The sequence below is a fragment of the Bifidobacterium saimiriisciurei genome (assembly GCF_010667655.1).
GTDB classification, from domain to species: Bacteria; Actinomycetota; Actinomycetes; order Actinomycetales; family Bifidobacteriaceae; genus Galliscardovia; species Galliscardovia saimiriisciurei.
In genome coordinates, this window is record NZ_WHZU01000004.1 from 108,958 (window position 1) to 132,643 (window position 23,686).

Here is a 23,686-nt window from a genome sequence, read left to right on the forward strand (position 1 = left end):
ATGAGTGCAGCGAATTCCACTCCCACCGTTCCCGGCGACGACCGTCTCGCCGAACTCAAGGCCAAGAGCCGTGAGACCTTCTTCTCCAAGCTGCCGATCGTCAAGCAGCTGAAGATCGCCGTCGGCTGGCAGAAGGGCATGCTCATCACCGGTCTGGTGCTGTGCGCCTTCTTCCTGCTGGTCGCCATCTTCGCACCGCTCATCGCCCCCTACGGCTTCTCCCAGATCAAGGACGCCTCCGGCAAGGCCTTCGATACGCAGGCCGCGCCGAGCGCCGAGCACATCTGGGGCACCACGGTCGGCGGCTTCGACGTGTTCAGCCGCACCGTCTGGGGCGCCCGCACCGCCGTCATCGCCATCATCATCGCCGTGCTGTGCTCCATCTTCATCGGCGTGATCCTCGGCCTCGTCTCCGGCTACTTCGGCGGCTGGATCGACCGCGTGCTCGTGGTCATCGCCGACGCCATCTACTCCTTCCCGTCGCTGCTGCTCGCCATCCTCATGGCCATCATGATCTCCGGCGGCCAGTCCAGCCTGTGGGGCGGCATCCTCGCCTCCGGCCTGTCGATCACCGTGGTGTACATCCCGCAGTACTTCCGCACCATCCGTGCCGAGGTCGTGCGCATGAAGGAATCCGCGTTCATCGAGTCGGCCCGCGTCATCGGCGCGCCGACGTGGCGAATCCTCACCAAGCACCTGCTGAAGAACTCGACGCGAACCCTTCCGGTCATCCTCACGCTGAACTCCTCCGAAGCCATCCTGACCCTCGCCGGTCTGGGCTTCCTCGGCTTCGGCATCGAACCGACCGCCGCCGCCGAATGGGGCTACGACCTCAACCGCTCCGTCTCCGACGTGACCGCAGGCATCTGGTGGACCGCCGTGTTCCCCGGCGTCGCCATCGTGCTCATCGTGCTCGGCATCACGCTCGTCGGCGAATCGCTGAACGATCTGGCCGATCCGCGACTGCGCGCACGCAAGTCCGCCGGCGAGGTCATCGGCAGCATCGAGGACACGTCCGTCGATCCCTCCACCCAGAAGTCCGCCGCCGAGGTCGTGCTTCCCGGCGAGCAGACGTCCGACGCCAAGGCAAGCAAGGGAGAAGAATCATGAGTGATTCCGTGAAGACCACGCAGGACGCCGTCGCCGACGGCGACCTTGCCGCCATCAAGGACCTGAGCGTCTCGTTCGTCACCGACGCCGGCCCCATCAAGGCCGTTGACAAGGTGAACCTCACCATTCCGAAGAAGTCCATCGTCGGCATCGTCGGCGAATCCGGCTCCGGAAAGTCGGTCACCGCACGCTCCATCCTCAAGCTGCTGCCGGCCACCGCCTCGACCGCAGGCGCCATCTACCTCAAGAGCCGCGACGGCTCCAAGGAGCTGGACGTGCTTTCGCTCTCGGGCGAGGAGCTGCGCCAGATGCGCGGCGAAGAGGCGGCCATGGTGTTCCAGGAGCCGAACTCCGTGCTCAACCCGGTGTACACCATCGGCTGGCAGATCGCCGAGGGCCTGCGCGCCCACGGCATCACCGACAAGCACGAGCAGCGCGCCAAGGCCGTCGACATCCTCAAGAAGGTCGGCATCCCCGACGCCGAGACCCGCATCGACTACTACCCGCACCAGTTCTCGGGCGGCCAGAAGCAGCGCATCGTCATCGCCATGGCGCTCGTGCTCAACGCCGGCCTGATCCTGGCCGACGAGCCGACCACCGCCCTCGACGTGACCGTGCAGGCCGAGATCCTCGACCTGCTGCGCATGGCCCGCGACGAGTTCGACGCCTCCGTGCTCATCATCACCCACAACATGGGTGTGATCGCCGACGTGGCCGACAACGTCATCGTCATGTACCGCGGCCACGTGGTCGAGCAGGGCAGCGTGGAGCAGATCTTCTACTCCCCGCAGCACGCCTACACCAAGCGTCTGCTCTCCGCCGTGCCGCGCATCGGACAGAAGCTCGTCGTGCGTGGCGACGACGGCAGGATCGTCGAGCGCAAGCAGGACTGGCGCACCCAGCCCATCGCCGTCAAGGCCAAGGGCCTGGAGATCACCTACCCCGGCCACCTCATGCAGCCCGACTTCAAGGCCGTCAAGGGCATCGACTTCGAGATCCACCGTTCCGAGGTGCTCGGCCTCGTGGGCGAGTCCGGTTCCGGCAAGTCCACCACCGGCCGCGCCATCGCCGGCCTGCAGCGCATCTCCGGCGGCTCGCTCAACGTGCTCGGCATGGAGATGAACGGATTCAAGGAGCGCGAGTTCAAGGCCAAGCGCGCCGACATCGGCTTCGTGTTCCAGGACCCGGGCAGCTCGTTCAACCCGCTGATGACCATCGCGCAGAACGTGGCCGAGCCGCTGCTCGTGCACAAGAAGTACGATTCGCTCGCCGCGGCCCGCAAGTATGTGGAGGAGCTGCTCGAAATGGTGCAGCTGCCCAAGGCGTACATGGACCGCTTCCCGCACGAGCTCTCCGGCGGCCAGCGCCAGCGTGCCTCCCTGGCCCGCGCCCTCGCCCTCAAGCCGTCGCTGCTCATCGCCGACGAGCCGACCTCCGCACTCGATGTGTCGGTGCAGGCCAAGGTGCTCGAGCTGTTCAAGCGCCTGCAGGTCGAGATCGGCTTCGCCTGCCTGTTCATCACCCATGACCTCGCCGTCGTCGACATGCTCGCCGACCGCATCATGGTGATGCACCAGGGCGAGATCGTCGAACACGGCGAGGCCGACCAGATCCTCGGCGACCCGAAGAACCCGTACACGAAGAAGCTGCTCGCCTCGCTGCCGATCCCCGATCCGCGCGAACAGCAGAAGCACCGTGCCCATCTGCACGAGCTGCTCGCCGCCGAATAGTCGGCAGGATTTCGTCGCGATACGGAAAACAAGGGCGCGCATCGTTGAGATGCGCGCCCTTCGTTTATTTCACGCAGGAAAATTCCGTACGTCATTGTCGTTTCCGCATAATCTACGTGAAATCGAAGTGCAACACCATCGCCGGATAGTACTCCTTAGTCCCATGGTTTTCAGATGGGCAAGGAGGACGGAAGTACATGAACATCAAGAAGATCGGAGCGGCGGTGGCATCACTCGCCGCCATAGCATCGCTCGCGGCATGCGGCGTGAAAGGCGGCGACTCCGCGGCGGACGGCAACGCCATCACCATCGGCACGACCGACAAGATCGTCAGCCTCGATCCGGCCGCATCATACGACAACGGCTCCTACGCCGTGCAGATCCAGGTGTTCCCGTTCCTGTACGCGCAGGACTACGGCAGCTCCGAAATGAGCCCGGACATCGCGGCCGACAACGGCACGTGGAGCAAGGACGGCACCGAGTTCACCGTCAAGCTCAAGAGCGGCCTCAAGTTCGCCAACGGCCACGATCTGACCGCCTCCGACGTGAAGTTCTCCCTCGACCGCATCAAGAAGATCAACGACGAGAACGGCCCGGCGTCACTGCTCGCCAACATCTCGTCCGTCGAAGCGCCTGACGACACGACGGTCGTCATCAAGGACTCCGTGAAGAACGACGTGACGTTGAAGCAGGTGCTCGGCTCCCCGGCCGGTCCGATCGTCGACGAGCAGGTGTTCTCCGGCAGCAAGGTCACCGACGCCGACACCATCGTCAAGGGCGACGCGTTCGCCGGCCCGTACAAGCTCACCTCCTTCAAGCTCAACGAGGCGCTGAGCTACGAGAAGAACACCAGCTACAAGGGACTCACGCCCGCGAAGAACGACGCCGTGCAGGTCAAGTACTTCGCCGACGCCTCCAACCTCAAGCTCGCCATCCAGCAGGGGCAGGTCGACGTGGCCTACCGCCAGCTGACCCCGACCGACATCTCCGACCTCCAGAAGGACAAGAACGTCAAGGTCGTCAACGGCCCCGGCGGCGAGGAACGCTTCATCACCTTCAACATGAAGATCCAGCCGTACGGCACCGCCCAGAAGGACGCCGACGCCAACAAGGCCAAGGCCGTGCGCCAGGCCGTCGCCAACCTCATCGACCGCGAGGCCCTCGCCACCGACGTGTACAAGGGCACCTACACCCCGCTGTACTCGTTCATCCCCGACGGGCTCTCCGGCCATGACGACACGCTCAAGGCCGCTTATGGCGAAAACGGCAAGCCGAGCCTCGAGAAGGCCAAGAAGGTGCTGGAGGCCGCCGGCGTGAAGACCCCCGTGGAGCTCAAGCTCCAGTACAACGCCGAGCACTATGGCGCATCCTCCGCCGACGAATACTCGGCCATCAAGTCGCAGCTGGAGACCGGCGGCCTCTTCAAGGTCGACCTGCAGCAGACCGAGTGGACGCAGTACCAGAAGGAACGCGTCGTCACCGAAAGCTCCGACGGCGCCTACCCGGCCTACCAGCTCGGCTGGTTCCCCGACTATTCGGACCCCGACAACTACCTGTCCCCGTTCTTCCGCGACGGCAACTTCGTGAACAACGGCTATGCGAACAAGGAGGTCAACGACCTGATCGTCAAGCAGGCCGGCGAACAGGACAAGACCAAGCGCGAGGAACTGCTCAAGCAGATCCAGAAGCTCGAGACCGACGACCTCTCCACGCTGCCGCTATTGCAGGGCGCCCAGGTCGCGGTGACGCGCACGAACATCTCGGGTGTCAAGCTCGACGCTTCGTTCCGCTTCCGCTACGCCTCGGTGACCAAGGGCTGACATCCGTGTGAGGCTCCCCATCGGCGGCAGCACCGACGCGGAAACCGGCTGAGGGGTGGTCCGAACCTCCATGGTTCGGACCACCCCTTCTTTCGTGCCCGTCATCGTGCCCGCCATTGTCTTTCGTGCGCAGTCCATCGCAACGTCATGCTATAGATTTTTCCTATGCCGTTTCCGGCTTTCGTCCATGGCGTTTGCACCATAATGGGACGCGGTTGCATGCATATAAGCAAGTAATGGGGGAGCTGACGACATATGACGAAAACGCTGCGGGCGTTTACGGCCATCATGGCCGCGATCATGGCATTGACCGCATTGTCGGGATGCGGAACACGAACGGATTCGAATGGGGATGCGGCGGCCGGCACGCGGACCGTCACCATTGGCACGACCGACAAGGTCTCGGCCATCGACCCGGCGGGATCGTACGACATCGGATCGTCGACCGTGAAAATCCAGATATACCCGTTCCTCTACGCCCAGGACTACGGCAAGACGGCCATGAGCCGAGACCTCGCCGCCGACGACGGCGCATGGAACGACGACGGCACCGAATTCACCGTCCACATCAAACCCGGACTCACATGGGCAAACGGCCACGTATTGGACGCGCATGACGTGAAGTTCTCACTTGACCGCATGAAGTCCATCGACGACCCCAACGGGCCGGCCTCGCTGCTCGCCAACATCAAGGACGTTTCCGCGCCCAACGCCACCACCATCGTAATCGCCGACAAGCTGTCGTATGATGTCACGTTGAAGCAGGTGCTCGGCTCGCCTGCCGCCGCCATCGTGGACGACGAGGTCTTCCCGGCGAACAAGCTGGCCGACGACCAGGGCATCATCGCTGCGAACGCATTCGGCGGCCCGTACACGCTCGCGTCGATGAAACGTGACGAACTGTTCGAATACCGACGCAACCCGAACTATCACGGACTCACGTCGGCGAAGAACGACATCGTGCAGGTGAGGTACTTCGCCGACTCGTCCAATCTGAAGCTCGCCGTGCAGCAGGGGCAGGTCGATGTGGCCTACCGTTCGATGACGTCCACCGACGTCAACGACCTGCGGCGGCATGACGGGCTGAAGGTCATCACCGGCGCGGCCGGCTCGCAACGATACCTGACGTTCAACCTGCGCACCCAGCCATACGGGACGAAACAATCCGACGCCGACGCGAAGAAAGCGCTCGCAGTGCGTCGCGCCGTCGCCGACCTCATCGACCGCAAGGCGTTGAGCCGCAGTGTATATTTCAAAACATACCTGCCTACATATTCGTATCTTCCCGACGAATACCTCGGCCATGAAGACACGTTCAGGTCGTCGTACGGCGACGGCAGGGGAGGGGCGAGCCTCGCCGCCGCCCGCCGCGTGCTGGCCGACGCCGGCGTGACGACGCCGGTGACGCTGCGCATCCAGTACAACACCGACCATTACGGGCAGAGCTCCACCGAGGAGTACGCGGCCATCAAGTCGCAGCTGGAGACCGGCGGCCTGTTCCGCGTGGACGTGCGGTCCACCGAATGGACGCAGTACAACAAGGAGCGTGTGGCCTCCGGGGATTCCGACGGCGCCTACCCGGCCTACCAGCTCGGCTGGGGCCCCGACTTCCCCGATTCGGACGACTATCTCTCGCCGTTGCTGCGCGACGTCGGGCTCGGCAACTATCTCGGCAACGGCTACCGCAGCGACGTGGTGAACAGGCTGATCGCACGGCAGCAGTCGGAACGCGACGAAAGCCGACGCGCCGAATTGCTGCGACAGGTGCAGCGGCAGGCCACAAAGGACGTGCCGGCGATACCGCTGCTTGAGGTGCCGCAGATCGCCGTGACTCGGAACGGCGTCTCGGGAGTGGTGCTCGACTCGTCGCTGCGTCTCCGTTACGCAGGGATCTCCAAGTAGCAGCCCCGGCGCCCCGGCGGTGGTTTTTCGCATGCCGGCAAGGGGACGAACGCGCCATGGTTGGTTTTTTCATTTGACAAACTTAGTTCAAGCGATTTACTATATGGTCATCGGCGAGGCCGGCGAGTACGGCGCATCGCGGAAAACGGCATGCATCATGACGCGGAAACGCCGCGTACAGGACCAAAGGAGATCTCATGGCATTGTGGGACATCGACAAGATTCCGTTCGTCGGCAAGGAGAAGGGTCTGCAGCAGGGCCTCGGCTTCCACTACTACGACGCCGACCGCGTGGTCGCCGGCAAGAAGATGAAGGACTGGCTGCGCTTCGGCGTCGCCTGGTGGCACACCTTTGACCAGGAGCTCGTCGATCCGTTCGGCGTGGGCACCGCGCATCGTCCGTGGCAGGGCAAGTACTCCGATCCGATGGACGAGGCCCTCGCCAAGGTGGACTACGCCTTCGAGTTCTTCACCAAGCTCGGCGCCGAATACTTCTGCTTCCACGATCGCGACATCGCCCCCGAAGGCGACACCCTGCGCGAGACCAACGCCAACCTCGACAAGGTCGTCGACAGGATCGAGGCGAACATGAAGTCCACCGGCGTCAAGCTGCTGTGGAACACCTCCTCGCTGTTCACCAACCCGCGCTTCGTCGCCGGCGCGGCCACCTCGCCGTACGCCGACATCTACGCCTACTCCGCCGGCCAGCTCAAGCACTCGCTCGAGATCGCCAAGCGTCTCGGCGCCGAGAACTACGTGTTCTGGGGCGGCCGCGAAGGCTACGAGAACCTGTGGAACACGCAGATGAAGCGCGAACAGGAGCACATGGCCAGGTTCTTCCACATGTGCCACGACTACGCCAAGGAGATCGGCCTCGACGCCCAGTTCCTCATCGAGCCGAAGGCCAAGGAGCCCACCACCCACCAGTACGACTTCGACGCCGCCACCGCCATCGCCTTCCTGCGTGGCTACGACCTCATCGACATCATGAAGCTCAATCTGGAAGGCAACCACGCCAACCTCGCCGGCCACACCTACCAGCACGAGATCCGCACCGCCCGCGATGCCGGCGTGCTCGGCTCCCTCGACGCCAACCAGGGCGACAAGCTGCTCGGCTGGGACCTCGACGAGTTCCCCACCGACCTCATGGAAACCGTCTCCGTGATGTGGGAGGTGCTCGACGAAGGACAGATCGGCCCCCACGGCGGCCTCAACTTCGACGCCAAGCCGCGCCGCTCCTCCTTCTACGCCGAGGACCTGTTCCGTTCGCACATCGCCGGCATGGACACCTACGCCGCCGGCCTGCTCGTCGCCGCCAAGCTGCACGAGGACAAGGTCATCGAGAACCTGACCGCCGACCGCTACAGCTCCTACGACTCCGGCATCGGCGCCACCATCGAGAACGGCACCGCCACCCTGGCCTCGCTGGAGGAGTACGCGCTCGACAAGCCGCAGGCCGAGCTGATCGCCGCCACCAGGTCCGACCACCTCGAATGCGTCAAGGCGACCCTCAACAACTACATGGTCGAGGCGCTCGCCGAGGCGTGATGCAGATTTCGGCGGCATGCGCCGTCGCTTTGCCAAGGGAATGAAGGGCATCCGGTTCGTGCCGGATGCCCTTTTTCGTGTATTGCCTTGATGCCGAGGACATACGAGGCCCGGTCATGCGAACCACTGCGCATGACCGGGCCTCCGTCGTTTTTTAAATAATCAGCCGCGCCACTTGGCATAGGCCGCGTAGACCTCGGGGGTGGGCTCCGCGGACTCCGTGCCGTCGATGGAGATCTGCCAGGCGGGCGGCTGCGTGGCGGAATCATCCTGCGACGCCAGCACCCAGGCGGCCTGACGCGCGGCGCCGATGGCCACGTACTCGTCCGTCGCCGGCAGGGTCACGTCCATGCCGAAGACCGCGGGCGCGAGCTCGCGAATCGCCTGGGACCTGGCGCCGCCGCCGATGAGCAGGATGCGGTCGATGCTGGCGCCGAGCGCACGGACCAGCTCGATGCAGTCGCGCTGGGAACACAGCAGGGACTCCACGAACGCCCTCGCCAGATTCTCCTTCGTGGTGTTCGCCAGCGTCAGTCCCTCGAGACGGGCCTTGTCGTCCGGACGGTTCGGCGTGCGCTCGCCGTCGAAGTAGGGGATGAGCGTGATGCCGCCGGCTCCCGGCTCGGCGGCAAAGGCCAGCTCGGCCAGTTCGTCGTAGTCGACCCCGAGGGCGTGACGGCCGGCATCGAGGATGCGCGAGCCATTGATGGTGCAGGCCAGCGGCAGGAAGTGGCCCGTGCAGTCGGCGAAACCGCTGATGGCGCCCGTCATGTCGTACACCGGGTTCTCGGCGATCGCCGCCGCCACGCCCGACGTGCCCAGCGACACCGACACGTCGCCGACCGCCATGCCCAATCCGAAGGACGCCATGGCGTTGTCGCCGCCGCCGGGTCCGATGAGGCAGCCGCCGGGCACGTCCTTGCCGGCGATGGCGGGATCGGCCTTCACCGGGGCCGCAGTGTTGGGGCCAAGCACCACGGGCAGGATGATGTCGTGACGGCCGATCGCCATGTCGATGAGGTCCGGACGGTACGTGTCATGGGCGGCGTCGTAGTAGCTGGTGCCGGAGGCGTCGGAACGGTCGGTGAACAGGGCGTCGAGATGCGCGTCCTCGCCGGGGCCGACCGGGCCGAATCCGGCGATGCGCCAGCTGAGCCAGTCGTGGGGCAGGCAGACGGCGGCGATGCGCGCCGCATTGTCCGGCTCGTTCTGGGCCACCCACATGATCTTGGTCAGCGTGTATGAGGCGACGGGGGAGGAGCCGACGGCCTTCACCCAACGCTGGACGCCGCGCTCGTGCGGGTCGTCACTTTCGCCCTCGGCGGCCGGGGCCTCGCCGAGCATGTCGATGAGCCGTTCGGCCTGCGGGGCGCTGCGTGTATCGTTCCACAGCAACGCGTCTCGGATCACACGGCCCTGTTCGTCGAGCAGCACCATGCCATGCTGCTGGCCTCCCACGGCGATGGCGGCCACGTCGTCGAGGCCGCCCGCCTGTTCGGAAGCCTCAAGAAAAGCGTCCCACCAGGCTGCGGGGTCCACGCTGGTGCCGTCGGGATGCCTCGCCTGACCGAACCGGACGAGTTCGCCGGTGGCGGCATCGGTGACGCGCACCTTGCAGGACTGCGTGGACGTATCCACGCCGGCAACGAGAATTCGATCGACCATTGATGACTCCTTTTGATATCGGGGAAAACTGATGGAAGATCCCGGATGGGAACTTCGTTGTTGCTCCATCGGTTTTCAGTATACTTGTTTATTAGACGGAAAAACTAAGCGGGTTAAAAATGTATCACTTCTTATCACCTTGTAGGTGTATATGACTTGTGCCTACTGTATTCTGGGTGTTAAGAGTTAGTTCATTACGATTCCAAACCCTGAAGGTGGATTATTATGCCACGTGCACGCAGCATCAATCAGGACGACCTGCGCAACCACAACCTGTCCGTGGTGCTCACCGCGCTGCTGCAGTCGACGTCGCCGTTGTCCCGCGCGCAGTTGGCCAAGGAAACCGGTCTGACGAAGGCGACCATGTCGTTGCTTTCCGAGATTCTGCTCGGCAACGGCGTCGTCGAGCAGCTCGCGCCGCAGCAGGAGTCGTCGAATGGGCGTCCCAGCACTCCCTTGGGCTTCCGCTCCGGGAAATGGGCCGGCATCGGCATGCAGATCAACACGGACGGATACGGCTACATGGTTCTCGACATCGCCGGGAAGACCGTGGCCCATGAATGGGTCGGATGCGATCTCACCAATGTCGATCCGAACGACGCCTTCTCCCGTCTGGACGCCCTTGTCGCTCCCGTTGAGGCCCGTCTGAAGCGACGGCGGTTTCGGGTCGTCGGCACGGGTCTTGCCCTTCCCGGGCTGGTCACGGCGGACCGCAGCCTCATCATGGCGCCCAATCTGGGCTGGTCGAATCTGGAACTGGACCGTTTCGACGTGGTGCGTCGCCTTGGCGCCGTGGGGGAGAACGAGGCGAACCTCGCCGCCATCGCCCAGGTGCCCGGTTACGCCGTTCGTCGGAACCGGGCGGAGACGCCTCTCGATCCAAACGACTCCTTTCTGTACATCTCCACGGACGTCGGTGTCGGCGGTGCCATCGTGCGTTCCGGGAGCGTGGTGCGGGGGGACCATGGGTTCGGCGGAGAGCTCGGCCATGTTTCCGTGGATATGAACGGACCGCAGTGCCGCTGCGGCCGCCGGGGCTGTCTGGAGATGTATGCGGGACGTCGCGAGCTGGTCCGTGCTGCAGGCATCGCCGAAGGCGACGAGGCGGCCAGGCCCGAATACGCGGACGAACTCTACCGCCGTTGGCGAGAGGGCGACGGCAAAGCCGTGCGTGCCATCGAACAGGCGCTGGACGCGATGTCGTCGGTGGCGGTGTCGGTCATCAACATGGTGGACGTCAGCACCATCGTGCTCGGCGGATTCTGGTCCACGTTCGAGGAGGACCTGACCGCGAGGCTCCGTATGCGCATCGTGCCGCAGATACTCGCCAGATATGCCCTGAACATCCGGGTGATCGGATGCCGGACGGTGTCCAGGCCGGCGCTGTACGGAGCTGCCTGCCACGGGCTGCGGCAGTTCGTCGAGCATCCGGTTCGATATCTGGACGTCTGAGCGCGTCTGGGCGCAGAGGCCCGTCGCGCCTCCCGCCTACTTGCCGTAGGAGCCGCGATACGCGGACGGGGTCATGCCGATCTCCTCCAGGAACCTCCGGTTGAAGTTCGACGCGTTACGGTATCCGCAGGCCGTACGTATACGGCTGATGGGCTGGCTGGTGGTCACCAGCAGCTTGCAGGCGTGCGATATGCGCAACCGCGAAACCAGGTCGGAGAAGTTGATGCCGGTGGTCTGGTGGAAGAACCGGGAGAACGCCGCCGGATTCATGGCCACCCGGTCGGCGATGTCGTCAAGGGAGATGTCGCCGCCCAGATTGGCGTTGATGTAGGCCAGGGTCGTGTTGATGCGTTCGGAGACGTCGGAGCCGGTGTCCGGGGCGAACGACGGGGTGACGATGGTCTCCCATTCGTCGTCCGGAGCGAGCGCGAACACCTGCAGCAGCGAGAGCACGTCGATGAGCCGCTGGTACGGCGAATGGTCCTTCGCCGACTCCAGAAGCTCCGCCGCTCGGGCCGCGGATCCGCCCTTGAGCAGGATGCCGTGGCGTGAGCGCTCAAGCACGGTGTGGATGGGTGCGGCTTCGGGGAACAGGCGCACCAGCGAGGCGAGCTTGTTCGGATGGATCTGGCAGGCGACGTCGCGTTCGTCGAGCACCTCGTCGGCGTCGATGTTGGAGATCCAATGATGGGGTACGTTGCTGCCGATCAGCGTGAACTGTCCGGGCTCGAACGGAATGAGACCATCGCCCACCATCATGTAGCCGGTGGATTTGCGGATGAGATGGAACTCGACCTCCGGATGATAGTGCCATTTGGTCAGATTGCAGGGGTATCCGTGTTCGATCCATCGAATCGATGTGTTGTAATCAGGCACGATCACCTCAAGCTGTCCGTTGCCGCTCATCGATGCTGGCATGACTCACCCCCTCGCCGTTGGTTGCGGAAATCGGTTTTCACCATACCGCATTCGTCGCACGACATACCGTATGCCGTGCGACGAATGATGGGGGCATGTCGTTGTCGTCCTTTCGGATTCCAGCGATTCCGGCGTTTTATGCTGCAGGTCAGGCCGGCTGCGCTGCGGTGAAGGCGGCGGCCTCCAGCTCCAGCTCCTTGCGGCGCTGCTCCTCCGGGAGCTTGCGGCCGTTAAGGTCGAAGCCCGGCTGCTTGGGGTGGATGAACCAGGTGAGCAGCGATCCGATGATGTAGAAGATCGCGTAGGCCCAGCACACGCCGCCGAATCCGACCACGGGGATGAGCAGGGTGGCAATCAGCGGACCGCCGAAGGTGGAGAGGCCGCTGGCGAGATTGTTGGCCGAGACCGCGGCGCCCGGATGGTCGGGGATCAGCGCCGGGAAGATGGCGGCCATGGGCACGAACGCCGTGAATCCGAAGGCGAGGATGACGGCGCCGACGATCATCAGCGGCCAGCTCTTGCCGAAGAACTGCGGCACGTAGTAGAACCACAGCGTGCCGAGGGCACACAGGCCGGCGCCGAACCAGCGCATCTGGCGAATCCAGCCGTGCTTGTCGCCGATACGCCCCCACATCACGTTCGTGAACACGGTGATCACGTTCATCGTGCCCCAGATGACCATCCAGTCGGTCACCTCGAACCATGCGCCGCCGCCGTTCGTGTGGCTGGCCAGATACAGCGGCATGATGACGGGCAGGCCGTAGAGGGAGAAGTTGCAGATGGCGCGGGCGCATACGGCGAGGAACACCTGACGGTCCTGGAAGATCACCGTGACGCCGCGGGCCAGTTCGCGACCGACCTCCTTGCCGGTCATGCCCTTGCCCTTGGCATCGCTGGTCGGCTTGAGGAAGAGCACGACCACGAGCGTGCCGACCACGGCGAACGGCACGGCCACCCATAGCGTGGTGTATTCGCCGAACGCGCGAATCACGGCACTGGGCACGTAGGTGCCGAGCACGCCGATGCCGATTTCGAACGCCGCCCAGAACAGACCGACCGCGGAGGCGAGATGACGCTTGTCGGTGACTTCGGTGATCATCACCAGGAACGAGTACATGAGCAGCGGGTAGCCGATGCCTCGGATGGCGTAGACGGTGAGGATGAACGGATAGGATCCGGACGGAATGGCAACGCCCAACAGGATGACCTGCAGCGCCACCCAGGACACGCCGCCAAAGATCATGACCCGCTTTGTGCCGCACAGTTCCGAGACCACGCCGGACGCCCATGCGGCGAACGCGCCCACAAGGCCGTAGATGGTGGGCATCATCGAGGCCTGCACGGCCGAGAATCCCTGGCCGACCATGAATCGCGAAAGGAAGGTGAGTTCGAAGCCGTCGCCCGTCATGAAGATAGCGATGGCGATGTAGCCGGCGATGAGTTTCTTGTTGACGCCGAAAAGCATAGTTACCCCTTGGAAAAGAATGAGCAAAGAAGTCGATGCTACGCCGGGGCGCTCCCAAGGTTGGCGCTTGCGAACACACGGGTTACCGGCCCGTGCCCGGAGACCTCGGCGTGGCATCGCGGAAGGAGAGGAAGAAAACCGAAAGGAGGGGGCGTTGGCACCGGTCCGATGCGTGCTCCGGCGCCAACGACCAGTGGAACCGGCTTTACTGCTGGTCCACGGTGATCTGGATCTTGACGTCCTCCGGACGCACCTCCTCGACGCGCTTGAACGCGTCGATGGATTCGTCCATGGAGTAGGTCTTCGTGATGAACGGCTTGAGGTTGAGCTTGCCGGCGGCGACCAGATCGATGGCCTTCTGGTAGACGTTGCGGTAGCGGAAGATCGTCATGATGGTGGTCTCGCGGGCCTGGGCGGCGACCACGTCGAAAGGCACCTTGTCCACGGGCATGCCCACGAACACGGTGGTGTTGCCGGGGGCGCCGACCTCGAGGATCGTCTCGAAGGACTTCTCGGCGCCGGAGCATTCGAACACCACGTCCGCGCCCCATCCGCCGGTCTCGTCCTTGACCTTCTCGACGAGGTCCTCCTTCTTGAGATCGACCGGGACGACTCCGGGGATCTGCGAGACGATGTCGAGCTTGACGTCGGATACGTCGGAGACATACACCTTGGATGCGCCGGCGGCCAGCGCGGAGGCCGCGGTCAGGATGCCGACGGTGCCCGAACCGGCCACGACGGCGATGTCGCCGGGCTTGATGCCGGCCTTGGTGGCCGAATGCATACCCACCGAAAGGGGCTCGAGCAGCGCGCCCTCGCCGAAGCTCATGTTGTCGGGCAGCTTGTAGGTGAACGCGGCCGGATGGATGACCTGCTCGCACAGGCAGCCGTCGACCGGCGGGGTGGCGAAGAAGCGCACGGCCGGGTCGACGTTGTACATGCCCATGCGGCTGGCGCGGGAGGTCATGTCGGGGATGCCCGGCTCCATGGCCACGCGGTCGCCCGGCTTGAAGTCGGTGACGCCGGGGCCGACCTCAAGCACGGTGCCGGCGGCTTCGTGTCCGAGAATCATCGGGGCCTTGACGACGAACTGTCCGATGCGACCGTGCGTGTAGTAGTGCACGTCGGATCCGCAGATGCCCACGGTGTGCGGGGCGATACGCAGTTCGCCCGGTCCCGGAGCGGGGACGTCCGGCACCTCACGGATGTTGATCAGACCCTGATGCTCGAGAACGACTGCCTTCATGATTTTCCTCCTGTATGGTATGGACCGTTCCTCAGCTCTGAGAATCGGTGCGCCTTCGTTGGCGTTGACACCATCGTAGGATGGAAAAAACCGTCATATAGCGGGTGTCAATAACGAGAAATGATATTAATTTTGCATTGTCGATTGATGACTTTCGAAATGTCGCATCTGTGGGGTTTGTGGGGGCTATTGGATTCCAGACTTTTGTGATGTATCGCACACCTTGAATCGCTTGGTTGTCGAAGGATGTTGCGCATGTCTTTATAGTTGGGATTTGATATGCAAAGAAAGTATTCATCTATGTTAAGAGATGCAAAATTGTATCAATCTGCGTTGTATCTGAAAAAAAGAATGACCGTCTATCCCATATATCGGGATAGACGGTCGGTAGTGGTCTGGGCGGCCGAGTCTCTGATTATCGCAGTGCGAACAGGTCCCAGGGGTCGTGGCCGACGATGAACTCGTTGACCGGGCGCAGACGGCCGATGATGTTGCCTGCGAATGCGGCGATGATGATCGCCCACGACGCCGGCTCGCTGTGGAACATATAGGTGGCCGCCAGCACGCCGATGAGCAGTATGGTCAGAAACAGCATGACGATGAGCTGCGCGCGGCTCATCATACGGGCCGAACGCGGCAGCGACGCCATCAGCATGCCGATCAGGAACGCGGCGATGGTCAATACGGTGATCAGTGCATAGAACATGGTCACCATCATCGCTCACCGATTCGACCGCGCACGATCGCTCGTCGTATCCGTCGCCATATGTCGGCGGACGGGGGATGCGCGGTGGATGGGCGAATGGCCGGGGACTGTGGCAGGACCGGCAGACAACCCGGCTGCAAATCCCCGGCCATCCGTCTCGCGAAACCGTCGTCGTTCGCGTTATTCGATGGAGAACAAGGCCCGGTGGTCTCCGCGGCGTCTGAACTCGTTCACATAACCCATACGCTCCACCGTTGTCTTCGCCAGCGGCTGCGGCAGGTTGTCGGGGGAGAACCAGCCCACGGTGAGGCTTTCGTCGTCGCCGACAAACGGCTCCGCATTGCCGCCCGGCTTCAGCGAGCACAGGAACAGATGATCCATGTACATGGCCTGGTCGCCGTTCGCATACGTGAGCATGACGGTGGAGGACTTGACCGAGACCAGTTCCGCGGGCACGCAGTCCACGCCGGTCTCCTCCTTCACTTCGCGCATCACCGTGACGGCCGGCTCCTCGCCCGGCTCGTTGATGCCGTAGACCAGGGCCCATTCGCCCGTGTCGGCGCGGCGGCCGAGCAGCACCCGGCCCTCGTCGTCCTCCACGTAGGCGGAGACGCCGCTGAGCCACAACGGATCATGCCCGATCTTCTTGCGCAGCTCGAGGATGAACTCGGGGGTCGCCATATCAGTCGGCCTCTCCGTCGGCCGTGGCGGAACCGGCCTTCGCCGCCTGCGCGGCCATCCACGCCTCGACGTCGTCGGGCTGCTTCGGGATGGCCTTGCTGATCCATTCGGGGCCGTCCTCGGTCATGAGCACGTCATCCTCGATGCGGATGCCGATGCCGCGGTATTCCGGCGGCACGAGCAGGTCGTTCTCCTTGAAGTAAAGGCCCGGCTCGATGGTGAACGTGATGCCCTGCGTGATCGGACGCTCCTGATACGACTCGAAACGCGCCTGCGCGCAGTCATGCACGTCAAGGCCGAGATGATGCGCCACGCCGCAGGCAAGCCAACGACGATGCTGCTGGCCTTCGGGGGAGAGCGACTCCTCCACGCTCACCGGCAGGATGCCGAACTCATGCAGCGACTCGGCGATCGAACGCATCACCGCGTCGTGGATGTGATGGTAGGTCACACCCGGCCTGGCGGCGTCGAAACCGGCCTGCTGCGCCTTCAACACGGCCTCATAGAGGCGCCGCTGGAACGGAGTGAACTTGCCGTTCGTCGGGAAGGTTCGCGTGATATCGGCCGTGTACAGGCTGTTGACCTCCACGCCGGCGTCGATGAGCAGCAGCTCGCCGCTGCCGATGCTGCCCGTGTTGCGCACCCAGTGCAGCGTGGCCGCGTGCGGACCGGACGCCACGATGGTCTCGTAGCCTTCGTCGTTGCCCTCCTCGCGGGCGTTCGCATTGAACGCGCCTTCGAGGATGCGTTCGCTGCGCGGCTTGTCGAGCGCACGCGGCAGGGCGGCGAGCATGCGGTCGAAACCGCGATGGGTGGCGGCCACGGCCTTGCGCAGCTCGCCCACCTCGTACTCGTCCTTGACCATGCGCGCCTCGGCCGCGAACTCGTGCAGACGGTCGTCGGCCGCACGGTTGCGGTCCGGGTCGTCCCAGCCGTTCTGCTCACGGATGCGCTCCACCTCGCCGGTGACCTGCGGGTCGGCCTCGCGGATCACACGCAGCTGCACGGCGCCCTCCTCGGGGCCGACGTCCTTGCTCAGCGCATCGTCGAGCTGGGAGATGTCGCGGGTCTCGAGCCCGGTCATCGTGGTGAACTCCTCCAGACCCGGACGCGCACCCACCCAGTACTCGCCGTAGCCGGAACGGTAGTAGTCCTCGGTGGTCTGGTCGGCGCGGGGCTTGAGGAACAGCGTGGCCGTATGCGTCCTGCCGGCCTTCGCCTCGGGCGAATCCGGGGCGACCGGGTCGAGCACCAGCACGGCGCCCGCCTCGTAGTCCTCGCCGAGACCCGTGTAGTAGGCGAACGACGTGTCGGCGCGGAACGCGTAGTCGCAGTCGTTGTTGCGGGCCTTCGGCTGGCCCGCCGGCAGCACGATGCGGCTGTCGGGGAACCGGCGGCCCAGGGCCTCGAGACGGGCCGGGATGTACTTGCTGGACTCCAGCGGCTTGACGCCGGGATCGACCGCGCCCCAGCCCTCGGTCATGAACGCCTTGAACGACTCCGACTTCGGGGAGAGCGTACGGTTCGTCACGCGCTCGCCGACCGCCTGCGCCGTCAGCTCCTCCTCATCCGCCTCGTATCGTTTCGCCGCCTGCGCCCTGCGCGCCTCGTCATCTGCCGACACCGTCCGCTCCTTTCATGAGAACAGTCAATAACCTCTGCTCATTGTAGGGCCCGAAAGCTGGTCCATCCGTTCACAAAGACGTCGTTTTCCGCCTCTTCGTGAACGCTTTGACCAAGTGTCCGTTGGATGGAAGACCGTTCGGCCTTATTGCGGCGACACGGAGTGAATGGACACACCATTCGATGATTCCGTGCCAGGAAATCGTGGCGGGGAACGTCGATGACGTACGGATTTGGATTCCGTGGCAAAACCATAGCCCGTCGGCCGATGGGGAACGTTGAAATCATGCGGTTCTGTATTGAAAAGGTACGGGGAATCCTGGCAGGGAGCGATGAAAAAGGGAGTTTCGTTTTTGTGTGACAGGGAATTGTGGCAAGGAATGGCAGGATGAGGTACTTTGGCACTCCGTGCCAAGGAATCACGCTACGGAATGGAATTTTGACGGTGATGAATGTTCCATGGCACCGTGCTCATGCGGAAAGGCTTGATTCTTCGGGAATACGCGGCGGATGTTCGCCCACGCCGTAGCGGGGTAGGTCGGTCACGGCGATTGCCTAGAATACATCGAGCGAAAAAGTAAGTGATTCGACGCCCTGACGGGGCAATGAAGGCGGAGTATGTCGTTCGAACATCCCAACAGGGAGGGCAAGACCCTCGACGAAGTGTACCGTACGATCATGGGTCGTGCCCCGGAGCATGACTTCGATCCGAAGATTGACCGCATGGCCGAGATCATGGACATGCTGGGCAATCCCCAGCAGTCGTTCCGCGTGGTGCATATCACCGGCACCAACGGCAAGGGGTCCACGGCCCGCATGGTCGAATCCCTGTGCCGCCACTACGGCCTGCGCACCGGCCTGTATACGTCGCCGCATGTGGAGAAGGTGACCGAACGCATCCGCATCGACGGGCAGCAGCTCTCCGACGACGAGTTCATCGACATCTGGGATCAGGTCAAGGGCTTCATCGACATGCTCGACGCCAAGTCCGCCAAGCTCGGCGACCCGAAGATGAGCTTCTTCGAGGTGCTCACCACCATGGCGTTCTGGGCGTTCGCCGACGCCCCGGTCGACGTCGCCGTCGTCGAGGTCGGCATGGGCGGCCTGTGGGACGCCACCAATGTGCTTGATGGCGACGCCTCCATCATCGGTCCGGTCGACATGGACCACATGCAGTGGCTGGGCGACACCATCGAACAGATCGCCGAGCAGAAGGCCGGCATCATCAAGTCGAACTCCACCGTGATCGTCGGCCCCCAGCCGCACGCCGAACAGGTCATGCCGATCATCGAACGCACCGCGCAGGAGAAGCACGCGCAGGGACTGGTGCGTGACGGCGAGGAGATGGAGGTCGTCTCCCGCAAGCCCGCGGTCGGCGGCCAGCTCGTCACGCTGCGTACGCCCAACGGCCTGTACGAGGACGTCCCCGTCTCCATGTTCGGCGAGCACCAGGCGCACAACGCGCTGAGCGCCCTGGCCGCGGCCGAGGTGGTGGTGCCGGTCAACGGTCCGCTCGACGGCGACGTCGTCGCCGAATCGCTGAGCTCCGTCAAGGTGCCGGGCCGCATCGAGGTGGTCCGCACCTCGCCGACCATCATCGTGGACGGCGGCCACAACCTCAACGCCGTCAACGCGCTGCGTGACGCCATCGAGGAGAACTTCGACTTCCAGCAGCTCGTCGGCGTGGTCTCCATGATGGCCGACAAGGACGTGGAGGACGTGCTCGGCGTGCTCGAGCCCATGCTCGACACCATCGTCGTCACCGAGAACTCGTGGAAGGGCCGCGTCATGTCGGCCGAGGACCTGGAGAAGATCGCCATCGACGTGTTCGGAGAGGATCGCGTGATCCGCAAGGACTTCCTGCCCGACGCCATCCAGACGGCCGTCGACCTCGTCGACGCCGCCGACGAGACGGGGGTCGGCTACGGCCACGGCGTGCTTGTCTGCGGCAGCTTCGTCACCGCCGGCGACGCCCGTCACCTGCTCAAGGAGCAGATGAACGAGGACCTGAAGAAGCCGAAGTCCGAACGCGCCGATTCCGGGCGGAACTGAACGAGACGTCCCGTCATGCACCACGGCGCCGCCACGCGCGGCGCCCAGATCACCATATAGGCATCACCATATGTATCTCAAGGAACTCACGCTCAAGGGGTTCAAATCCTTCGCGTCGGCCACCACGCTGCGGTTCGAGCCGGGAATCACCGCCGTGGTCGGTCCCAATGGGTCCGGCAAATCCAACATCGTCGACGCCCTGACCTGGGTCATGGGCGAGCAGGGGGCCAGGAACCTCCGCGGCACCTCCATGGAGGACGTCATCTTTGCGGGCACGTCCTCCAAACCGCCGTTGGGACGCGCGCAGGTGAGCCTCACCATCGACAACACCGACCGCACGCTCGACATCGACTACACGGAAGTCACCATCACCCGCACGATCTTCCGCAACGGCGGCTCGGAATACGCCATCAACGGCTCCCCATGCCGACTGCTCGACATCCAGGAGCTGCTCAGCGACACCGGCCTCGGCTCGCACATGCATGTGATCGTGGGCCAGGGGCGGCTCGACCAGATCCTGCGCGCCGACCCCTCCGGCCACCGCGCCTTCATCGAGGAGGCCGCCGGCATCCTTAAGCACCGCAAGCGCAAGGAACGCGCGCTGCGCAAGCTCGCCGCCACGCAGACGAACCTCTCCCGACTCGACGACCTGCTCGGCGAGATTCGCCGGCAGATGGGACCGCTCGGACGACAGGCCCGCGTCTCCCGCCGCGCCGACGCCATACAGATCGCCCTGCGCGACGCCCAGGCGAGACTGCTGGCCGACGACGCATCCCAAATCATCAGTCGCCGCGACGATATACGCGGCCGGCTCACGAAGGTCCGTGGCGAACTCTCCGGACTGCAGCGAGAGATGGCGAGCGTCAGACTGCGCATCGAGCAGGCCGAGAACGCCTCGCGCGCGGCCAGCCCCGAAATATCGAGACTCACCGGCATCTGGCATGAGATGGGGCAGATACAGGAGCGCCTGCGCTCCCTGCGCTCCCTCGCCGAGGAGCGCCGACGCTCATTCGAGGAACAAATCGCCACCGACTTCGGCGACGACCCGCAGATGCTCGACAACCGCGCAGACGAGCTTGCCGCCCAGGCACGGCAGCGCGAACGGGAGACCGACGAACTGCGCCGGGAGCTCGACGGCATCATCGAGCGGCGTTCCGACACTGAGCGGCGCCTCGCATCGCTGCAACGGACCGGCGAGGAACTGCGCACGGCCACACGGCAGCGCGAATCGCAGCGGGCGTCCCTGCGCGAGCGCATAGCCCGCGAGGAGGCGATGGCACAGGCAGCGGCCATACGCCACGACGACGCCATCGCCCAACGTGACGCATTGGCCTCCGACCTTGCCGCCGCAACGGACGCGTTGCATACGGCTCAGGCCGCGGCCACGGAATCCGGCGACGACGAGACGGCTCTGGCCAAGGCAAGGCACGATCTTTCGCAGGCAAACGTCGCCGCCGGCGATATGGAAAACCATCTGCGCAGCCTTGACACGGACATCGCCTCGCTGCAGGCCAAGGCCGAGGCGCTCGCCGACACGTTGGCGAGCCGCGGCTCCTCGACGGTGTGGGAGAGGAACCGTTCATTGCCGACATTGGGACGGCTCGTGGACTTCATCCACGTCTCCGACGGCTGGGAGGACGCCATCTCCCATGCGCTCGGCGATTTCGCCGGCGCCATGGTCGTACCCGACGACGACGGCATGCTCGCCGCACTGCGACAGGCCGTCGACGACCGCATGGGCAAAGCCGCGATAGTGCGGCCGGACATGGACGCCGACCATGACGGCGACAACCGTTCGGATGATACGGCCGATGCCGGGATGATTCCGGCGTCGGCGCTGATCGGCGCCAATCCCCGTGCCGAGGACGAGGGAATCGCGCACGCGGTCGTGCATGCGGTGATTATGCTGCTCGACGACGTCGCATTCGTGCACACCAGGCAGGAGGCGCTGGACGCCATGGCCCGCGGGCATCACCGTGCGGTGACGATTCGCGGCGAGGTGTTCCAGCAGGGCGTCGCCGCCACGGGAGGCACGGCGTCATCCCACAGCGACCTGAGTCTGGCCGCACGCCGTGACAAGGCCATCGCGCGGGCCGTCGAACTGCAGTCTGAACGCGAACGCATCGTCGGTCGCCTCGACGAGGCGCAGCGAGCCGTCGACGCCGCCGCGAGGCGCGTGCAGCAGGAACAGGACGCACTCACCGAGCGCAGGATGCAGGCGAAGCAGGCCGCCGCCGCCGTGCGCGCGGCGCGGCATGACGTCGAATCGTTGGGTTGCGCCATGGATGCGGCTGAGCAGAAGATCATGCGGCTCGTCGAGGAGAGCAAGGCCCATCTGGCGGCGGTGCAGGACCTGCGCGAAGCATTGCAGGCGTTGGAGAACACCGAAGACGTGGATGCGGACATCGATGCGCTCGCCGGGCGCGAGCGTGAGCTTGCGGCCTCGCTCGCGTCCGTTCGGGAGACCGAGCTTGCGACCACCATGCGGTGGAAGGACGCCGGACGTGAGGCCGCCTCATATCGCCGTCAGGAGACGCTGCTGAGGGACAATGCCGAACGCAGTCGACGCCGGCGGACGGAGCTCGAGGCATCGAACCGCCGCCGGCGCGAACAGGCCGCGCAGGCCGCCGGCGTCGCCGCCATGGCCGCCATGGCAGCGGAAAGCCTCTCCGCGAGGATCGCGGCGGTGGAGACGCGACGCGAGGAGCTCCAGCGGGAGTCCTCGGTGCATGACGACGAGCTTGCGGGCCTTAGGGCCCGTCGCGACGAACTCGAGCCGCAGGTGGCCGAACTCCAGCGCAGCGAGCATTCGCTGGACGTGGACCGCGAGCGCCTGACGACGCGGTACGACGAGCTTGCCGGACGGATATCGGATGCACTGGGCATGACGTTCGACGAGGCCATCGCGCAATACGGTCCCGACAGGCCCGTGCCGGTCGTCGACTCCGATGGTGAGGTGACCGGCGGCATGCTGTATGTGCGCGAGGAGCAGGAGCGCAGGCTGGAGCAGGCCCGTCGCGACCTGGCCAGACTCGGCAGGGTCAATCCGCTGGCCACGGAGGAGTTCGAGGCGTTGCAGGCCCGCAACAAGTACCTCAACGAGCAGCGCAACGATGTCGTCAAGTCGCGCGACGATCTGATGACGCTGGTGGATGAGCTCGACCGGACGATGATCGACGTGTTCCGCAAGGCCTTCGACGACACCGCCAAGGCGTTCGAGCGCATGTTCGCCGTGCTGTTCCCCGGCGGTCAGGGCTCGCTTGTGCTCGAGAACCCCGACGATCTGCTGTCCACGGGCGTGCTGGTGCGGGCCAGGCCCGCCGGCAAGCGGGTGCGTCAGCTGAGCCTGCTTTCCGGAGGCGAACGGTCGTTGACCGCGCTGGCGTTCCTGTTCGCCATCTTCGAGGCGCGTCCCAGCCCGTTCTATGTGATGGACGAGGTCGAGGCCGCTCTTGACGACGTGAACCTCACGCGTCTGCTCAACGCGTTCGATGAGCTGCGTGAGCATGCGCAGCTCATCGTCATCACGCATCAGCAGCGCACCATGGGCGTCGCCGATGCGCTGTATGGGGTCACCATGCGTGCGGACGGCGTCACCGCCGTGGTCTCGCAGCGGATGGGGCATTCCCCGGAACGGATAGCCGAGGGAGAATAGCCGGAGAATAGCCCTGGACGGACGGCCCTGAACGAATATGAAAGTGGGGCGGGAGGATTCGTTGGATCCATCCCGCCCCGCCTCGCATCTGCCGTAGGGAGACGCCGTTCCCGA

15 protein-coding genes are annotated in these 23,686 nt (G+C 64.5%); 8 read left to right on the forward strand and 7 right to left on the reverse strand.

Annotated features, from left to right (window positions below; translation table 11 throughout):
* The 5 genes from GFD18_RS03550 to xylA all read left to right on the forward strand — a co-directional run bounded on the left by GFD18_RS03550 (position 1) and on the right by xylA (position 8,109).
* The gene (locus tag GFD18_RS03550; protein ID WP_163199229.1) at positions 1-1,110 is read left to right on the forward strand and encodes an ABC transporter permease; all 1,110 of its coding nucleotides are present in this window, start codon (positions 1-3) and stop codon (positions 1,108-1,110) included.
* Complete coding sequence (locus tag GFD18_RS03555) at positions 1,107-2,840, forward strand: dipeptide ABC transporter ATP-binding protein (protein ID WP_163199231.1); 1,734 nt, start codon at positions 1,107-1,109, stop codon at positions 2,838-2,840. The genes GFD18_RS03550 and GFD18_RS03555 overlap by 4 nt, the downstream gene beginning before the upstream one ends.
* Before the next feature lie 197 nt (positions 2,841-3,037).
* Positions 3,038-4,660, forward strand: coding sequence for an ABC transporter substrate-binding protein (locus GFD18_RS03560; RefSeq protein WP_163199233.1), 1,623 nt, complete (start codon positions 3,038-3,040; stop codon positions 4,658-4,660).
* 255 nt (positions 4,661-4,915) lie between these two features.
* The gene (locus GFD18_RS03565; RefSeq protein ID WP_163199235.1) at positions 4,916-6,562 is read left to right on the forward strand and encodes an ABC transporter substrate-binding protein; all 1,647 of its coding nucleotides are present in this window, start codon (positions 4,916-4,918) and stop codon (positions 6,560-6,562) included.
* 197 nt (positions 6,563-6,759) lie between these two features.
* Entirely contained in the window at positions 6,760-8,109 is a 1,350-nt protein-coding gene (gene xylA / locus GFD18_RS03570; RefSeq protein WP_163199237.1) for a xylose isomerase, read from the forward strand.
* 162 nt (positions 8,110-8,271) lie between these two features.
* Here the strand turns inward: xylA and GFD18_RS03575 are convergent, their stop codons facing one another.
* A complete protein-coding gene (locus GFD18_RS03575) occupies positions 8,272-9,774 on the reverse strand; it encodes a xylulokinase (protein WP_163199239.1) in 1,503 nt (500 codons plus the stop codon).
* A gap of 225 nt (positions 9,775-9,999) precedes the next feature.
* Between GFD18_RS03575 and GFD18_RS03580 the strand changes: the two genes are divergently transcribed.
* Positions 10,000-11,226: an ROK family protein gene (locus GFD18_RS03580; protein ID WP_163199241.1), complete on the forward strand. Its 1,227-nt coding sequence runs from the start codon at positions 10,000-10,002 to the stop codon at positions 11,224-11,226.
* A gap of 36 nt (positions 11,227-11,262) precedes the next feature.
* On the opposite strand, the gene GFD18_RS03585 is transcribed toward GFD18_RS03580, so the two are convergent.
* From GFD18_RS03585 to GFD18_RS03610, 6 genes are all read right to left on the reverse strand, one after another.
* Positions 11,263-12,144, reverse strand: a complete 882-nt coding sequence (locus GFD18_RS03585; RefSeq protein WP_163199243.1) for a helix-turn-helix domain-containing protein — start codon at positions 12,142-12,144, stop codon at positions 11,263-11,265.
* Positions 12,145-12,292: 148 nt separating this feature from the next.
* A complete protein-coding gene (locus GFD18_RS03590) occupies positions 12,293-13,609 on the reverse strand; it encodes an MFS transporter (protein ID WP_163199245.1) in 1,317 nt (438 codons plus the stop codon).
* A 205-nt stretch (positions 13,610-13,814) separates the two neighbouring features.
* Positions 13,815-14,855: an NAD(P)-dependent alcohol dehydrogenase gene (locus GFD18_RS03595; protein WP_163199247.1), complete on the reverse strand. Its 1,041-nt coding sequence runs from the start codon at positions 14,853-14,855 to the stop codon at positions 13,815-13,817.
* A 415-nt stretch (positions 14,856-15,270) separates the two neighbouring features.
* On the reverse strand, positions 15,271-15,561 hold the full coding sequence (locus GFD18_RS03600) for a hypothetical protein (protein ID WP_163199249.1): 291 nt from the start codon (positions 15,559-15,561) through the stop codon (positions 15,271-15,273).
* Positions 15,562-15,741: 180 nt separating this feature from the next.
* Positions 15,742-16,242, reverse strand: coding sequence for an NUDIX hydrolase (locus GFD18_RS03605; RefSeq protein ID WP_163199251.1), 501 nt, complete (start codon positions 16,240-16,242; stop codon positions 15,742-15,744).
* A gap of 1 nt (position 16,243) precedes the next feature.
* Positions 16,244-17,866, reverse strand: a complete 1,623-nt coding sequence (locus tag GFD18_RS03610; RefSeq protein WP_404801600.1) for an aminopeptidase P family protein — start codon at positions 17,864-17,866, stop codon at positions 16,244-16,246.
* A gap of 617 nt (positions 17,867-18,483) precedes the next feature.
* Here GFD18_RS03610 and GFD18_RS03615 point away from each other — a divergent pair.
* Positions 18,484-19,917, forward strand: coding sequence for a bifunctional folylpolyglutamate synthase/dihydrofolate synthase (locus GFD18_RS03615; RefSeq protein ID WP_163199253.1), 1,434 nt, complete (start codon positions 18,484-18,486; stop codon positions 19,915-19,917).
* Between the two features lie 70 nt (positions 19,918-19,987).
* Positions 19,988-23,572, forward strand: a complete 3,585-nt coding sequence (gene smc / locus GFD18_RS03620; RefSeq protein WP_163199254.1) for a chromosome segregation protein SMC — start codon at positions 19,988-19,990, stop codon at positions 23,570-23,572.
* Positions 23,573-23,686 lie beyond the last annotated feature (114 nt).

What these genes read in the sequence shown, in the direction of transcription:
- xylA (WP_163199237.1), top strand. Translation starts at nt 6,760, where the DNA reads ATGGCATTGTGGGACATCGACAAGATTCCGTTCGTCGGCAAGGAGAAG.
- GFD18_RS03550 (WP_163199229.1), top strand. Translation starts at nt 1, where the DNA reads ATGAGTGCAGCGAATTCCACTCCCACCGTTCCCGGCGACGACCGTCTC.
- GFD18_RS03565 (WP_163199235.1), top strand. Translation starts at nt 4,916, where the DNA reads ATGACGAAAACGCTGCGGGCGTTTACGGCCATCATGGCCGCGATCATG.
- GFD18_RS03600 (WP_163199249.1), bottom strand. Translation starts at nt 15,561, where the DNA reads ATGTTCTATGCACTGATCACCGTATTGACCATCGCCGCGTTCCTGATC.
- GFD18_RS03585 (WP_163199243.1), bottom strand. Translation starts at nt 12,144, where the DNA reads ATGCCAGCATCGATGAGCGGCAACGGACAGCTTGAGGTGATCGTGCCT.
- GFD18_RS03595 (WP_163199247.1), bottom strand. Translation starts at nt 14,855, where the DNA reads ATGAAGGCAGTCGTTCTCGAGCATCAGGGTCTGATCAACATCCGTGAG.
- GFD18_RS03580 (WP_163199241.1), top strand. Translation starts at nt 10,000, where the DNA reads ATGCCACGTGCACGCAGCATCAATCAGGACGACCTGCGCAACCACAAC.
- GFD18_RS03575 (WP_163199239.1), bottom strand. Translation starts at nt 9,774, where the DNA reads ATGGTCGATCGAATTCTCGTTGCCGGCGTGGATACGTCCACGCAGTCC.
- GFD18_RS03555 (WP_163199231.1), top strand. Translation starts at nt 1,107, where the DNA reads ATGAGTGATTCCGTGAAGACCACGCAGGACGCCGTCGCCGACGGCGAC.
- GFD18_RS03590 (WP_163199245.1), bottom strand. Translation starts at nt 13,609, where the DNA reads ATGCTTTTCGGCGTCAACAAGAAACTCATCGCCGGCTACATCGCCATC.
- GFD18_RS03560 (WP_163199233.1), top strand. Translation starts at nt 3,038, where the DNA reads ATGAACATCAAGAAGATCGGAGCGGCGGTGGCATCACTCGCCGCCATA.
- smc (WP_163199254.1), top strand. Translation starts at nt 19,988, where the DNA reads ATGTATCTCAAGGAACTCACGCTCAAGGGGTTCAAATCCTTCGCGTCG.
- GFD18_RS03615 (WP_163199253.1), top strand. Translation starts at nt 18,484, where the DNA reads ATGTCGTTCGAACATCCCAACAGGGAGGGCAAGACCCTCGACGAAGTG.
- GFD18_RS03605 (WP_163199251.1), bottom strand. Translation starts at nt 16,242, where the DNA reads ATGGCGACCCCCGAGTTCATCCTCGAGCTGCGCAAGAAGATCGGGCAT.